The organism is Gemmiger formicilis (assembly GCF_018784445.1).
Taxonomy (GTDB): domain Bacteria; phylum Bacillota; class Clostridia; order Oscillospirales; family Ruminococcaceae; genus Gemmiger.
In genome coordinates, this window is sequence record NZ_WQOH01000100.1 from 65,903 (window position 1) to 79,781 (window position 13,879).

General features: G+C 62.0%; 12 protein-coding genes. 10 read left to right on the top strand and 2 right to left on the bottom strand.

Annotation, left to right across the window (positions count from 1 at the left end; translation table 11 throughout):
• Window positions 1–156 precede the first annotated feature (156 nt).
• The 3 genes from proC to GPK89_RS15640 are packed head-to-tail and all read left to right on the top strand — an operon-like array spanning window position 157 to window position 3,036.
• A complete protein-coding gene (gene proC, locus GPK89_RS15630; protein WP_215694565.1) occupies window positions 157–963 on the top strand; it encodes a pyrroline-5-carboxylate reductase in 807 nt (268 codons plus the stop codon).
• A 3-nt stretch (window positions 964–966) separates the two neighbouring features.
• Window positions 967–1,731, top strand: a complete 765-nt coding sequence (gene proB / locus GPK89_RS15635) for a glutamate 5-kinase (protein ID WP_215694567.1) — start codon at window positions 967–969, stop codon at window positions 1,729–1,731.
• A 12-nt stretch (window positions 1,732–1,743) separates the two neighbouring features.
• Window positions 1,744–3,036 carry a glutamate-5-semialdehyde dehydrogenase gene (locus GPK89_RS15640; protein ID WP_215694569.1) on the top strand — a complete coding sequence of 431 codons (1,293 nt, stop codon included), beginning with the start codon at window positions 1,744–1,746 and terminating at the stop codon, window positions 3,034–3,036.
• Between the two features lie 108 nt (window positions 3,037–3,144).
• Here the strand turns inward: GPK89_RS15640 and GPK89_RS15645 are convergent, their stop codons facing one another.
• Together GPK89_RS15645 and GPK89_RS15650 are read right to left on the bottom strand one after the other, a co-directional pair.
• Window positions 3,145–5,265: a GH25 family lysozyme gene (locus GPK89_RS15645; RefSeq protein WP_215694571.1), complete on the bottom strand. Its 2,121-nt coding sequence runs from the start codon at window positions 5,263–5,265 to the stop codon at window positions 3,145–3,147.
• A 195-nt stretch (window positions 5,266–5,460) separates the two neighbouring features.
• On the bottom strand, window positions 5,461–6,549 hold the full coding sequence (locus tag GPK89_RS15650) for a DUF3810 domain-containing protein (protein ID WP_215694573.1): 1,089 nt from the start codon (window positions 6,547–6,549) through the stop codon (window positions 5,461–5,463).
• Between GPK89_RS15650 and GPK89_RS15655 the strand changes: the two genes are divergently transcribed.
• The 7 genes from GPK89_RS15655 (at window position 6,517) to GPK89_RS15685 (ending at window position 13,879) form a co-directional block, all read left to right on the top strand.
• Window positions 6,517–7,005, top strand: a complete 489-nt coding sequence (locus GPK89_RS15655; RefSeq protein WP_215694575.1) for a hypothetical protein — start codon at window positions 6,517–6,519, stop codon at window positions 7,003–7,005. The two genes, GPK89_RS15650 and GPK89_RS15655, sit on opposite strands and share 33 nt — an antisense overlap.
• A 144-nt stretch (window positions 7,006–7,149) precedes the next feature.
• On the top strand, window positions 7,150–8,313 hold the full coding sequence (locus GPK89_RS15660; protein WP_215694577.1) for a LegC family aminotransferase: 1,164 nt from the start codon (window positions 7,150–7,152) through the stop codon (window positions 8,311–8,313).
• Window positions 8,314–8,519: 206 nt separating this feature from the next.
• Complete coding sequence (locus GPK89_RS15665; protein WP_215694579.1) at window positions 8,520–9,569, top strand: nucleotidyltransferase family protein; 1,050 nt, start codon at window positions 8,520–8,522, stop codon at window positions 9,567–9,569.
• A gap of 136 nt (window positions 9,570–9,705) precedes the next feature.
• Window positions 9,706–10,701, top strand: a complete 996-nt coding sequence (gene neuB / locus GPK89_RS15670; RefSeq protein WP_215694581.1) for an N-acetylneuraminate synthase — start codon at window positions 9,706–9,708, stop codon at window positions 10,699–10,701.
• Complete coding sequence (gene neuC / locus GPK89_RS15675) at window positions 10,691–11,890, top strand: UDP-N-acetylglucosamine 2-epimerase (protein WP_252261719.1); 1,200 nt, start codon at window positions 10,691–10,693, stop codon at window positions 11,888–11,890. Before neuB ends, neuC begins: the two co-directional genes overlap by 11 nt.
• The gene (locus tag GPK89_RS15680; protein ID WP_215694583.1) at window positions 11,887–12,864 is read left to right on the top strand and encodes a Gfo/Idh/MocA family protein; all 978 of its coding nucleotides are present in this window, start codon (window positions 11,887–11,889) and stop codon (window positions 12,862–12,864) included. Before neuC ends, GPK89_RS15680 begins: the two co-directional genes overlap by 4 nt.
• 64 nt (window positions 12,865–12,928) lie before the next feature.
• The gene (locus tag GPK89_RS15685; RefSeq protein WP_215694585.1) at window positions 12,929–13,879 is read left to right on the top strand and encodes a Gfo/Idh/MocA family protein; all 951 of its coding nucleotides are present in this window, start codon (window positions 12,929–12,931) and stop codon (window positions 13,877–13,879) included.

A 13,879-nucleotide genomic window follows, 5' to 3' on the forward strand; every position in this document is an offset into this window, starting at 1 on the left:
CTACAAATTCTCCGTTACCCACATTATAGCAAATCTGCCGCAAAAATCCAGACCTAAAGCCTTCCTCAAAGGGAGAGAAGCCTTTTTTCCGTTGACAAAATGCCCCCGCTGTACTACCATTATACTGTATATAAAATAAGGTATGGGGGGTTCTTTATGAAATACGGTTTTATCGGCTGCGGCAACATGGGCGGGGCCGTGGCACGCGCGGTCTGCAAGGGTGCCGGTGCCGGGGATGTGCTGCTGGCCAACCGCACGCCCGCCAAGGCACAGGCATTGGCCGAGGAACTCGGCTGTGCCTGCGGCACAAATGAGGAAGTCGCCAGCATCTGCGATTTCATCTTTCTGGGGGTGAAGCCCCAGATGATGGCCGACATGCTGGACGAGCTGGCCCCCGCACTGGAAGCCCGCGCCGAGAGCCGTCCCTTTGTGCTGGTCACGATGGCGGCGGGGCTGTCGATGCAGCAGATCCGCATGATGGCCGGCAGCGGCTACCCCATCATCCGCATGATGCCCAACACCCCCGTGGCGCTGGGCGACGGCATGATCCAGTATTGCTCTGACGATGTGGAGCCGGACAAGCTGAACGAATGGCTCACCGCCATGGCCCCCGCGGGCCGTTTGGACGCCGTCCCGGAAAGCCTGATCGACGCCGCCAGCGCGGTGTCCGGCTGCGGCCCGGCCTGGGCGTACCAGTTCATTGAAGCCCTGGCTGACGGCGGCGTGGCGGCTGGTCTGCCCCGCGCCAAGGCGCAGGAGTACGCCGCCCAGATGCTTTTGGGCAGCGCCCGCATGGTGCTGGAAACCGGCAAGCACCCCGGCGAGCTGAAAGACGCCGTGTGCAGCCCCGGCGGGTCGACCATCCAGGGCGTGCGCCTGTTGGAGGAACGCGCCTTCCGCGGCGCCGTGACCGACGCCGTTTTGGCAGCGTATGAGAAAACGAAGGATTTGGGGAAGAAGTAAATTATGCGTATCGTCGTTAAAGTAGGCACCAGCACGCTGGCACACCCCAGCGGGCTGCTCAACATCCGCCACACCGAGGATTTGGTCAAGGTGTGGAGCGATATCCAGAACGCCGGGCATCAGCTTATTGTCGTGTCGTCGGCGGCTACCGGCCTGGGCGTCGGCAAACTGCAAATCGAAAAGCCCAGCGACATCATTACCAAGCAGGCCGCCGCAGCCGTGGGCCAGTGCGAGCTGATGTACACCTACGACCGGCTGTTCGGCCAGTACAACCACACCGTGGCGCAGATGCTGCTGACCTGGGAGGATTTCGACCACGAAAACCGCCTGCGCAACCTGCAAAACACGCTGGAACGTCTTTTGCAGCTGCACACAATCCCCATCATCAACGAGAACGACCCCATCGCCTGCGAGGAATATTCCCTGGGCGACAATGACACACTGGCCGCACTGGTAGCAACGTGCATCCACGCCGACCTGGTCGTGCTGATGTCCGACATCGACGGCCTGTACACCGCCGACCCCCACACCCACCCCGACGCGAAGCTCATCCCGGTGGTGGAAGAAATCACCCCCGAAATTGAAATGCTGGCGGGCGGCGCAGGTTCGTCCCTGGGCACCGGCGGCATGCTGACAAAAGTCACCGCTGCCAAGCGTGCCACCGCCGCGGGCGTGGACATGATCATCACCAACGGCGCCCACGCCGAGGTGCTGTACGATATCGTTGAGGGCAAGCCGGTGGGCACTCGCTTTGCAGGCCACAAGTAAGGGAGGTTCCCCATGACCACACAGGAAATTTTGCAGGCCGCCCAGGGCGCAAAAATGCCGCTGGCGCTGGCCGATGCCGACACGAAAAACGCCGCGCTGGAGGCCATGGCCGTGGCGCTGATCGCCGCCAGTGACAAGATTTTGGAGGCAAACCAGCGCGACCTGGACGCTGCCCGGGGCCGCGTGAGCGACGTAATGCTGGACCGCCTGGCCCTGACCCCCAGCCGTCTGACCGACATGGCAAAGGGCATGCGCGAGGTCGCCGCCCTGCCGGATCCGGTGGGCGCGGTGCTGCGCAAAATTGTGCGTCCCAACGGTCTTATTATTGAAAAGACTGCTGTGCCGATGGGCGTTATCGCCATTATTTACGAGAGCCGCCCCAACGTCACCAGCGACGCCGCCGCCCTGGCTATCAAGGCGGGCAGCGCCTGCATTTTGCGCTGCGGCCGCGACGCCTGGGCCAGCTGCCACGCCATCGTGGAGGCCCTGCGCGCGGGCCTGCGCAAAGCCCGCCTGCCGGAGTGTGCGGTAAGCCTGCTGTCGGACACCTCCCACGCCAGCGCCAACGAGCTGATGACTGCCGACGGCCTGGTCGATTTGCTGATTCCCCGCGGCGGCGCGGGGCTGATCCGCGCCTGTGTTGAGAACGCGACGGTGCCCTGTATCCAGACCGGCACCGGCATCTGCCACGTCTACGTGGACAAAGCCGCTGACCTGGAAATGGCGGTGGACATCGTGGAAAACGCCAAGACCAGCCGCCCCAGCGTCTGCAACGCCGAGGAAACGCTGCTGGTTCACAAGGACGTTGCAGCGCAGTTCTTGCCGATGTTAAAGACCCGCCTGGTGGACGGCCGCGCCGCCGCCGGCTTAACGCCGGTGGAGCTGCACCTGGACGCCCAGGCCGCCGCCATCATCGACGGTGTGCCCGCCGCGCCGCAGGATTTTGACACGGAATATCTGGACTACAAGCTGAGCGTAGCCGTGGTGGACGACGTGGACGCAGCGATTTTGCACATTGCCAGGCATTCCACCCACCACAGCGAGGCCATCATCACAGCGGACGCCGAGGCAGCGGCGCGGTTCACGGCCTGTGTGGACAGCGCAGCGGTCTACGTGAACGCCAGCACCCGCTTTACCGACGGCGGCGAGTTTGGTCTGGGCTGCGAAATGGGCATCAGCACCCAAAAGCTGCACGCCCGCGGCCCCATGGGGTTGGCGGAGCTGTGTACCTACAAGTACATCATCCACGGCAGCGGCCAGACAAGAGGCGGCAGCAGCGCAAAGATGAGCTGCTACACAAAGTAAAAATACCCTTGCGTTCATCACAAACGCAAGGGCGATCCGTTTATCAAAGAACTTCCCCCTGCTTGCGCAGTGCTGCGCAAGCAGGGGGAAGTTCTATTCTATTTGGTTTTATCCAATGTTCATATCCACTGGCCGGGAGATACCCTTGACACTGCCGGAGCCGGTGTACTGCCAGATGTTGTACTTGTAGCTGAAGCTCAGCGTGTCACGGTACTGGGCGATCCAAATGTTGTACTTGCTGATGTTCGCAAAGTTCAGCGCGTTGTAGAACCAGCTTGCGTAGGAGTAAACGCCCGCGCTGTACCCGGAGTTGCGGATCGTCTCGCAGAAAGCGACGGCGCAGGCCGTGCGCTCGGCGGCGCTGATGGCGTTGGCGCGGCCGCCCGCAACGCTCTCGGTGTCGTAGTAGACGCCCAACGGCAGGCTGTACCCGCCCACCAGGCTCAACACCATGCTGGCCTCCTCAACGGCTTCCTGCTCGTTGATGGCCTGGCTGTAAAAGTAGACGCCGACTTTCAGGCCCGCGTTGATAGCGCCCTGGATGTTGGCGCGGTAGGTCGAATCCTCGACCAGTGCGCCGCTGCCGTAGCCGCGGTAGCCGCAGCGGATGATGGCAAACGTGATGCCGTCGGCCTTGACGGCGTTCCAATCAATGCTGCCCTGGAACTTGGAAACGTCGATGCCGCGGGCCGTGCGGTTCAGCGCACCGTCCGCCCCAAAGGTGTAAACGTCGCCCTGGATGACCTGCTGTCCGGTGACGGGCTGGTGGGTCGTCGGGTCATAATAGTACGTCACGCCGTCAATTTCCTGCCATCCGGTGTACTGGTACACGGTGTCGTCGGAACTGGTCACGTCAAAACCGTAGCTCGCCAGATCCTTGGCCTCGATATTGTCAGGCCAGCCCGCCGTGGGATCCGGCGTGGCGGTGGGGGCCTCGGTCGGGGCCGGGGTGTTCGTGGGGGCGACCGTCGGTTCGGGCGTCGCCGTCACTTCCGGTGTAGGCTCGGCGGTTGGTTCTGCCGTCGGCTCTGCGGTGGGCTCGGCAGTAGGCTCTGCCGTCGGTTCCGGAGTGGGAGCCTCGGTGGGAGCGGGCGTCTCCTCGGCGATGGAGGCCGCCTCATCCCCCTCCTGCACGGCGGGTTCATCGGCGCGGTGTGCCCACGCCATGCGGGTGTTGGCCGCGCCCAGCAGCTGAATGGAATCCGCTGCGCCGGGCAGCCAGGCAGAAGTGTTCGTGTTGGCCGCGTAGTTCGGGTCGCGGGTCGCGCCGATCAGATCCCGCGTGCCGTCCTGGTAGACGGGCAGATAGGGGGTCTCGGTGCCGTCGGCCAGCAGCAGGTGGCCGCTGCTGCTCAACTTGGCCGTGTAAGTAGTTTTGGTGCCGGTCTCGGTCTTGTCGCTCTCGGCATAGGTAACCGTGTCAGTCACTTCCTCGACGATGGGCGCGGAACCTGCGTTGCTGACGCCGGAGTCCTCGGCACTCTCGTTGACCTGGCTTGCCTGAACGATCTTTTCCTTGACAGCCTGTACATCCGCCTTGTAGACGACCTTTTCCTTCACAGTTACGGTCTGGGCTTCGGGGGTGGTGTAGCCTTCGATGGGCTGCAGGGCCAGCGTGTAGTCGCCGGGTTCCACGTCCTCGGCCAGGGCGGTGCCGGTCTCGGGGTCAAGCGCGTAGTCGGTGGCGTTGCCCTTGGCGTCGGTCAGGGTGATGGTGCCCTCAACGCCCAGCAGAGGTGTCTTTTCCTGCTCGTCGTCCTTGGTCGGAGCAGCGGTAGGCGTCGGGGTCGGGGTGGCGGTCGCCTTTGGCGTGGCCGTGGGTTTAGCCCCGGACGCCGCCGACGCGCCAGCCTTGGGCGACGCAGACGGCAGAGCCGTGGGTTCCGGCGTTGCTGTGGCTTCGGGCAGCGGGTCCACGTAGAGCGTCACGCCGACGTCCTGCTGCACGACGGTGGCCTCCATGGTCAGGGTGCGGTCCGGCACCGGCGTAGGGCTGGGCGTGGGGGACGGCGACGGCGTGGGCGTGGCTGCCGTTTCCGGTGTGGCGGTCACGACCGGGGCCGGGGTGGCCGTGGGCAGGTTGAACGGCGTAACGCCCGCCGCGAACGCGCCCAGGCCGATGCTGGCCGTCAGCGCGACAGCCGTGCCGCCCGCCGCCAGCTTATACAGTGGCAGCCGCGCAAACGTGCTGCCGGAGAAATACCGCATGGGATTCTTTTTATTAAACATTCCTGTTCCTCACAGTTGAAAATTCTAAATTCCTACACCATAAATCGTACCATGAAAAAGCCCCCGCCGCAAGAGGGCGAGGGACGAAAAAGGCGCTGAAAAACGCCGAAATTTTCAACATCCGGGTGGGCTGTTTGTTAAGAATTGTGATATTGTGGAAACAACTTTCCGGGCATCTAGCGGTGCGGGGCACTGTCAATCGCAAGAAGTTGTATTGGTCAAAAATTCTTCCACAAGCAGATCCACGCATGCGCCATAGCTGCGCATACCCAGGTCCTGGCCGTACCCCTGCAAAAAGGTCGTGTAGACTTTTTCGCCCGTCTGCTTGACCGGGCCTTCCCACTGCTTCCAGTAGGCGTTGTTGGCGGCCAGGTCGGCGCGTGCCTCTGCGCAAAGGGTCTGGTAGCTGGCCGCTGCCAGCGCGGGGTCAGCCTCGTACAGCGCGTTGGACAGGTGCAGGTAGCCGAACAGCCAGCCGGAGTAGGCGTAGTCGGCGTTGGCGCTGGCCGTGGCCGCCATGACGCCGACGAAGTTTGCCTCCTGCTCGGCCGCTACGCCGCGCTGGTGGGCCAGCTCGTGGGCAATCGTCACCGGCAGGAACACCGCCGGGCTGTCCACGTTGAGGGTGCTCTCCCCCACCAGCGGGCAGAGATATCCGGTGAAGCCCCAGGCGCTCATGAGTTTGGAGTAGATGGCGGGCTTGGGGCGGCGCTCCGGCCCGGCCAAAAACGGCCAGCGCTCGGTCAGCGGGTCGTACAGATGGGCGCACCCGGCAAAAATTTCGGTTTTGTCGGTGGCAAACACGCCGCTTTCATCCCGCTGCACCAGCGGGGCCGCCGCGTTGACCTTGTCGGCAAAGTAGTCGGTCACAGCGGCCAGTTCCCCGGTGCTGACGGGCGGGGCGGCCATGCCCGCGCGGGCGGCAAAATTCGTGCCATAATACTGCGTGCCCCACAGTGCGCAGACCCCCGCGTACCCCCAGACCAGCAGCACGGCCATATGCAGCGCCCAGGCCGCCAGCCTGCGGCGGCGCACGGCGCGGGCCAGCAGCACCAGCGCCCCGACGATGAGCACCGTTGCGCCCAGCTCGCACGTGCTGAACGGGAGCGGGTCTACTATAAAGGAAAAGCCGCGCTTGACGGGCATCGAAACATACGCGAGCCACCAGTCCATAGCGGCGGTGCTGCGGTGGGCGATATAGAACAGCCCCCACGTCGCGAAGCCCACGGCAAGGGCCAGCAGGCCCGCGCGGTGGCGGCAGGCCCAGCGGCAGATTTTTTTCATGCAGAACGCCCCCTGGTTTTTGTACCCATTATAAAGGAAAGCATTGCCGGGTGCAAGGCGTCTTTTTGTGTTCAAGAGGACGGCACTGTCTACTATTATGAGGCCGAGACGAAAACCGAGAACGGCATCGTCAAGACCATCACCTTCGTCAACCCCGACGGTTTCAGTGAGTTTACCGTTATGGCAAACAAGACCGTTACTGTCACCATCGATGGCAAGGAATACGCGCTCAGCGCCGCAGATATCGGCAAGGGCTTTGAGATTGCCAAGAAGGATTACTGCGATTGGAAGGGCGTTTCCTTCAAGGGCATTGAGGGCGTTTACACGACCCTGACCAAGGAACTGTACGACAAGGCGGCGAACGGCCAAAAGCTGGAAGGCACCTACACCCCGACCGCTTCTTCCGCCAAGACTGCCGCCCCATGCACACCCACGCATGGGGCGGCTGCGTTTTAAAGCCTCCCTTTGGCAAGGGAGGCTTTTCCAGCCCATTTTCTTCTTGCTCTCTCCCCGTAAAAGCGGTATAATAAAATAGAATATTTGTAGAATTCTGTCCGCCGGGCAATTCCGGTGCGACTGCTGTATTATGGAGGCATTGTTATGTCTGGATTTATTCCTCTTTCTGTTCCGAATTTCGGCGTGCGCGAGGCCGAGCTGGCCGGACAGGCCATCACGTCGGGGTGGGTCTCCACCAGCGGCGGCAAAGTCACGGAGTTTGAGGAAGCGCTGGCCGCTTACGTGGGCATGCCCCGCGCCGTGGCCTGCAACGCCGGTACCAGCGCGCTGCATCTGGCCGCTATGGCCGTCGGCATCACCCGCGGGGATGAGGTAATCGTCCCGACGCTGACCTTCATCGCCGCCGTCAACCCGCTGACCCGCTATGTCGGCGCGGAGCCGGTCTTCATCGGCTGCGACGACAGCCTGTGCATTGACCCCGACGCGGTGGAGGATTTCTGTGCGAACCACTGCGAGCTGCGCGGCGATAAGCTGTACAACAAAAAGACCGGTGCCCACGTCAAGGCGCTGGAAGTCGTCCATGTTTTCGGCAACATGGCCGATATGCCCCGCCTGGCGGCCATTGCCAAGCGTTATCACCTGATTCTGATCGAGGATGCCACCGAGGCCCTGGGTACCCGCTGCACCACCGGGCCGTTTGTCGGCAAGTTTGCGGGCACCATCGGCGATATCGGCTGTTACAGCTTCAACGGCAACAAGATCATCACCACCGGTGCGGGCGGTGCGGTCGTCTCCAACCACCCGGACTGGGCCGAGCACGCCAAGCATCTGTCCACCCAGGCCAAGGCCGACGTACTGCAATTTTTGCACGATGAGGTGGGCTACAACTACCGCATGACCAACGTGCAGGCCTGCCTGGGCCTGGCCCAGCTGGAGCGTTTGGAAGATTTTATCGCCCACAAAAAGGCGCTGTATGACCGCTATGCAGCCGCACTGGACGGCGTGAAGGGGCTGCGCATTCTGCCTTTCCGTGAGGAGGAATGCCGCTCCAACCATTGGTTCTTCAGCCTGTATCTGGAAGATTCCGGCCTGGACCGCGACACCGTCATTGAGAAATTGCAGGCCCAGCAGATTCAGACCCGCCCGGTGTGGGCGCTGATCCACGAGCAGGCCGACTACCCCCGCAACGAGGCTTACGGTCTGGACAAGGCCCTGGCCTACCGCAAGTATATTGTCAATCTGCCCTGCTCCACCAACTTGAGCTTTGAGGACTGCGACCGCGTGATCGAAGCGGTGCTGGGGCTGTAAGACGTTTTGTAGGGGCGCATCCTCAACGCCCCGCCAAGGCTTCTCCCTTTGGGAGAAGCTGTCACCGAAGGTAACTGATGAGGGGCAGCCTTGCCGCTATTTCCCATCCACGGTCTGCTGCGGCACATCCGCCCCTCATCCGGCCCTTTGGGCCACCTTCCCCCGAGGGGGAAGGCTTTAAATAAACGTAAAAGGGGGATCCACCCTTGATACAAGTAGAAGAACTCTTTATTGAGCCGACCGCCACGGTGCTGGAAACGCTGCGCAAGCTGGACGTGACCGGCCAGCGCATTTTGTTCATTGCGCCGGAGGGCAAGCTGAAAGCCGTCATCACCGACGGCGATATCCGCAAGTTTTTTCTGCGCGGCGGCACGCCCGACCAGACCGTTGACCACGCTGCCAACTACCACCCGCTGAGCGTGCCGATAGCTGAGCGCGGCCGGGCGCGGGAGATTCTGCAAAAAAACTGCATCGACGCACTGCCGGTTTTAAATAAGCGCGGCGTCATCACCGATATCATCTTTGCCCACGGGCTGAATGTGGACAACCGCAAGCAGGTCGATATCCCGGTCGTGATGATGGCGGGCGGCCTGGGCACGCGGCTGTACCCCTACACCAAAATCCTGCCCAAGCCGCTGATTCCGGTGGGCGAGCAGCCCATTGCGGAGCTTATCATGGATCGGTTCCGGGACTTCGGCTGCCACGAGTTCACAATGATCGTGAACTACAAAAAGGGCATGATCAAGTCCTATTTCGGCGAGCTGGAAAAGGATTACCGCGTGGATTTTGCCGATGAGAATGTGTTCATGGGTACCGGCGGCGGGCTGTGCCTGCTGAAAGGAAAAATCGACACGCCGTTCTTTTTCACCAACTGTGACACGCTGCTGGATGTGGACTTCGGCGATATTTACGAGTACCATAAGTCTCACAGAAATCTTGTCACGATGATCTGCGCGTTCAAGCATTACACCGTGCCCTACGGCGTGGTGGAGCTGGGCGAGGACGGCAGCATTGCCGCCATGCGCGAGAAGCCCGAGTTGGACTTTTTGACGAACACCGGCGTTTACGTGGTGGAGCCGCGCGTGGTGGAGGAAATGCACGACGGTGAGTTCATCGGCTTCCCCGACGTGATCGAGCGCTACCGCCGGGCCGGGGAGAAGGTCGGCGTCTATCCCATCAGCGAGAGCAGCTGGATGGACATGGGCCAGCTGGAGGAACTGGAGAAAATGAGACGAAAGTTGGAAAATCAGCAGTAAATAAAAGCCTTCCCCTTTGGGGGAAGGTGGCGCGCAGCGCCGGATGAGGGGCAGCCTGCCGGAAGGCCCCCTCATCAGTCTGCTTTGCGGACAGCTTCTCCCCAAGGGGAGAAGCCACTGCGGAAGGAGTTTTAAAATGCCTGTAACCATCATTGCCGAGGCCGGGGTCAACCACAACGGCAGCCTGGAAATGGCCAAGGAAATGGCCCGCGCTGCCAAGGAGTGCGGCGCGGATATCGTCAAGTACCAGACCGCCGTGCCCGAGCTGGTCGTGAGCAAATTTGCAGAGAAGGCCGAGTATCAGAAGCAGACCACCGACGCCGCCGAGAGCCAGCTGGAAATGATCCGCAAGCTGCATTTCTCGTTTGAGGAGCACAAGGAGCTGAAAGAATACTGTGATTCCATCGGCATCCAGTATCTGTCCGCACCGTTCGATATTCCCAGCGTGCGGTTTTTGGGCACGCTGGGCCTGCCGCTCATCAAGATGCCGTCGGGCGAGATCACGAACCTGCCGTACCTGGAAGAAATGGCGAAATTACACACACCTGTGCTGCTTTCCACCGGCATGAGCACGCTGGATGAAATCACCGATGCACTGGGCGTGTTGGACGACGGCGGCTGCCCCGAGGTAACGGTGCTGCACTGCAACACCCAGTACCCCACCCCCTACGAGGATGCCAACCTGACCGCCATGCTAGAACTGTACGAGCAGTTTGGTCTGCCGGTGGGCCTGTCCGACCATACGCCGGGCTGGGAGTGCGACGTGGCCGCCGCCGTGCTGGGTGCGCAGGTCATTGAAAAACACTTCACGCTGGACAAATCCCTGCCCGGCCCCGACCAGAAGGCCAGCCTGGACCCGGCAGAGTTCAAGGCCATGGTGAACGCCGTGCGCCATGTGGAGGCCGCCCTGGGTGACGGCCACAAGCACCTGACCGCCAGCGAGGCCCCCAACAAGGCCATTGCCCGCAAGAGCATCGTCGCCGCGCGGGAAATCAAGGCGGGCGAGGTCTTCACCGAGGACAACCTGACCACCAAGCGCCCGGGAGATGGCATTTCCCCCATGCGCTGGCATGAAGTGCTGGGCCAGACCGCCAAGCGCGATTTTGCGGAGGATGAAAAAATTGAGGTGTGATATGCGCACCATCTGCATCGTTACCGCCACGCGGGCGGAATATGGGCTGCTGCGGCCTGTCGTGCAGAAGGTCGCGGCGTCCGACGAACTCGACTTGCAGCTTGTCGTGACGGGCGCGCACCTCTGCCCGCGGCTGGGCGAAACCGTACACGAAATCGAAAACGACGGTTTTCCCATCGCCGCACGCCTGCCAATTTTTACCGACGACGCCGACGAGCCGGTTGCCTGCACGATTGCACGCACCATCAACGTTTTTGACAGCTATTTTGCCGTCCACCGCCCCGACGCGGTGCTGCTGCTGGGCGACCGCTTTGAAATTTTCGCTGTGGCCACGACAGCCGCCGCGCGGCATATTCCCATTGCCCACATTTCGGGCGGCGACGTGACCTTGGGCGCAGCCGACGAATACTACCGCCACTGCATTTCCAAAATGGCGGCGGTGCATTTTCCGTCCTGCGCCGACAGCGCCGCGCGGCTCGTGCGCATGGGCGAAGCGCCCGACACCGTGTTCTGCGTCGGCGGGCTGGGGGATGAAAACATCCGCACCTTGCCCAAAATGAGCCGCGAAGAATTGTGCAAATCCACCGGGTTTGATTTGATGCAGCCCTTCGCGCTTGTGACCTACCACCCCGAGACTGCCCCCGACGCCGGGTCGCCCGCCGTGCAGGTGCAAGCGCTGTGCAGCGCCATGGACAAGGTGGACAGCGTGTTCTGGCTAATCACCGGGTCGAACGCCGACGCAGGCGGGCAGGTCTGCACCGAAATGATGCAGGCGTTCGCCGCCTCGCACCCGGGCCGCGCGGGCTTTGTGCAAAGCCTGGGCCTGCGGCGGTATCTTTCCGCCATGGACTGCGCCGCCCTGGTGGCGGGCAACTCGTCATCGGGCGTCGTCGAGACACCGACCTTTAAGGTGCCCACCGTCAACATCGGCAAGCGGCAGGCCGGGCGCATGGTCTGCGCGAACGTCCTCTGCTGCGCCCCCGACGCGGCGGCCATCGAGGCCACGATGCGCAAAGCCCTCTCCCCCGCCTTCGCCCCGGTGGCGGCAAGCGCCGTCAGCCCTTACGGCGGCGGCGACACCAGCGGAAAAATCTGCGCTGTATTGCAGCATTTTGACTTTACAAAATCCAAGGTTTTTTATGACGGCCCTGTGCCGGAATTTGACCCCCAAAGGAGCGTTTTGGTATGAAACTTCTCATCGTCGGTTTAGGCAGCATGGGCAAACGCCGCGCCCGGCTGACCAAGGGCATCGACGACGCCATCCAGATCGTCGGCGTGGACACCGCCGAGGGCCGCCGCGACGAGGCCAAGAACCTGGGCCTGGCGGACGCCGCCTATGCGACGATCGCCGAGGCCGTTGCCTCCGAGCACCCCGACGCCGCGCTGGTCTGCACCGCACCGCTGTCCCACGCCGCCGTCATCGGCGAGCTGCTGGACAATGATCTGCCGGTCTTTACCGAACTGAACCTGGTCAGCGACGGCTACGCCGAGAACATGGCAAAGGCCGCCGCCAAAAACCTGCCGCTGTTTCTCTCCTCGACGATGCTGTACCGCCGCGAGACGCAGTATATTAAACGTCAGGTCACTGAATTTGGCAAGCCTGTCCACTATATCTACCACATCGGGCAGTACCTGCCCGACTGGCACCCGTGGGAGAACTATAAGAATTTCTTCGTTGGCAACGCCCGCACCGGCGGCGTGCGGGAGATTTTCGGCATCGACCTGCCCTGGCTGCTGGATGCCTTCGGCGATGTGGAATCCGTCACCGTGCAGAAGGACACCTTGAGTGACTTAAGGCTCCCCTACCCCGACAGCGTGACGCTGCTGCTGCGCCATAAGGGCGGCGTGCAGGGCGTGCTGGCCGCCGACGTGGTCAGCCGCAAGGCCGTCCGCAGCTTTGAGTGCTTCGGTGACGGCATCCACCTTTTCTGGGAGGGCAACCCCAAGGCACTGTATGAGTTCCGCGATGGCGACAAGCAGCCGGTGGACACCTACGCCAGCTTTGAGCATGACAGCCGATACAGTGACAACATCGTCGAGAACGCCTATGTGGACGAACTGACGAACTTTTTCGGCGTTCTGAAGGGCGAGGAAAGCCCTAAGTGGAGCTTTGAGAAGGATTTGAAGGCCATTGCATTGATGGACCAGATTGAAAATTCGTAACCCGGTAGGGCCGGGCATACCCGACCCCTACATTGCATCTAAATCAAGACAAAGGGGAACGCCTATGCGTACCATCACCGCGCTGTTTGTGGGGCTGGGCTCCATCGGCACGCGCCATTTGAAAAATCTTGCTAACCTATGCGCTGACCGCGGTTGGGCCTTGCAGGCCGACGCACTGCGCAGCGACCTTTCCCGCCCGCTGCGGGATGGTGTGGCCGAGCTGCTGCACGCCCAGTACACCGACATGGCCGACGCGCCCGCGCACTACGATCTGGTCTTTATCACGAACCCAACGAGCCTGCACGCCGACGCATTGACCCAGGTCAAGGGCCGCGGCAAGGCGCTTTTCATCGAAAAGCCGATTTTTTCCGCCGAGCAAACCGGTCTTGCTTTAGCCAACTATCTGCCCGCCGGGCAAAAGGCCTACGTGGCCGCGCCCATGCGGTGGTGCGGTGTGATGCTGGCGCTGAAAGACCGCCTGCCCGCCCTGCACCCCTACTGCGCCCGGGTCATCTGCTCGAGCTATCTGCCTGACTGGCGGCCCGGCGTGGACTACCGTACCGTGTACAGCGCCCACAAGGCACTGGGCGGCGGCGTCACCATCGACCTGATTCACGAGTGGGACTATCTGGTGGAGCTGTTCGGCGTGCCGGAAAAGCTGTACAATTTCAAAGGGACCTACTCGGATTTGGAAATCGATTCCGACGATCTCTCGGTCTACATCGCCAAGTATCCTACGCTGCTGGCCGAGGTGCACCTCGACTACTTTGGGCGCGGATATCGCCGTTCTATCGAGCTTTTCTGCCATGACGGCAGCTATCTGGCCGACTTTGGCGCGGGCACGCTGACCCTGCCCGACGGCACCGTGCAGCATTACGAGGAGGACGTCAACCGCCGCTATGAGCGGGAGATGGAATATTTTGTGGACTACGCGCTGACGGGCAGCGGCGAGAGCTGCAACCCGCCCGCACTGGCACTGAAGGTGCTGAAATTAACACTGGGGGAGAATGTGTAA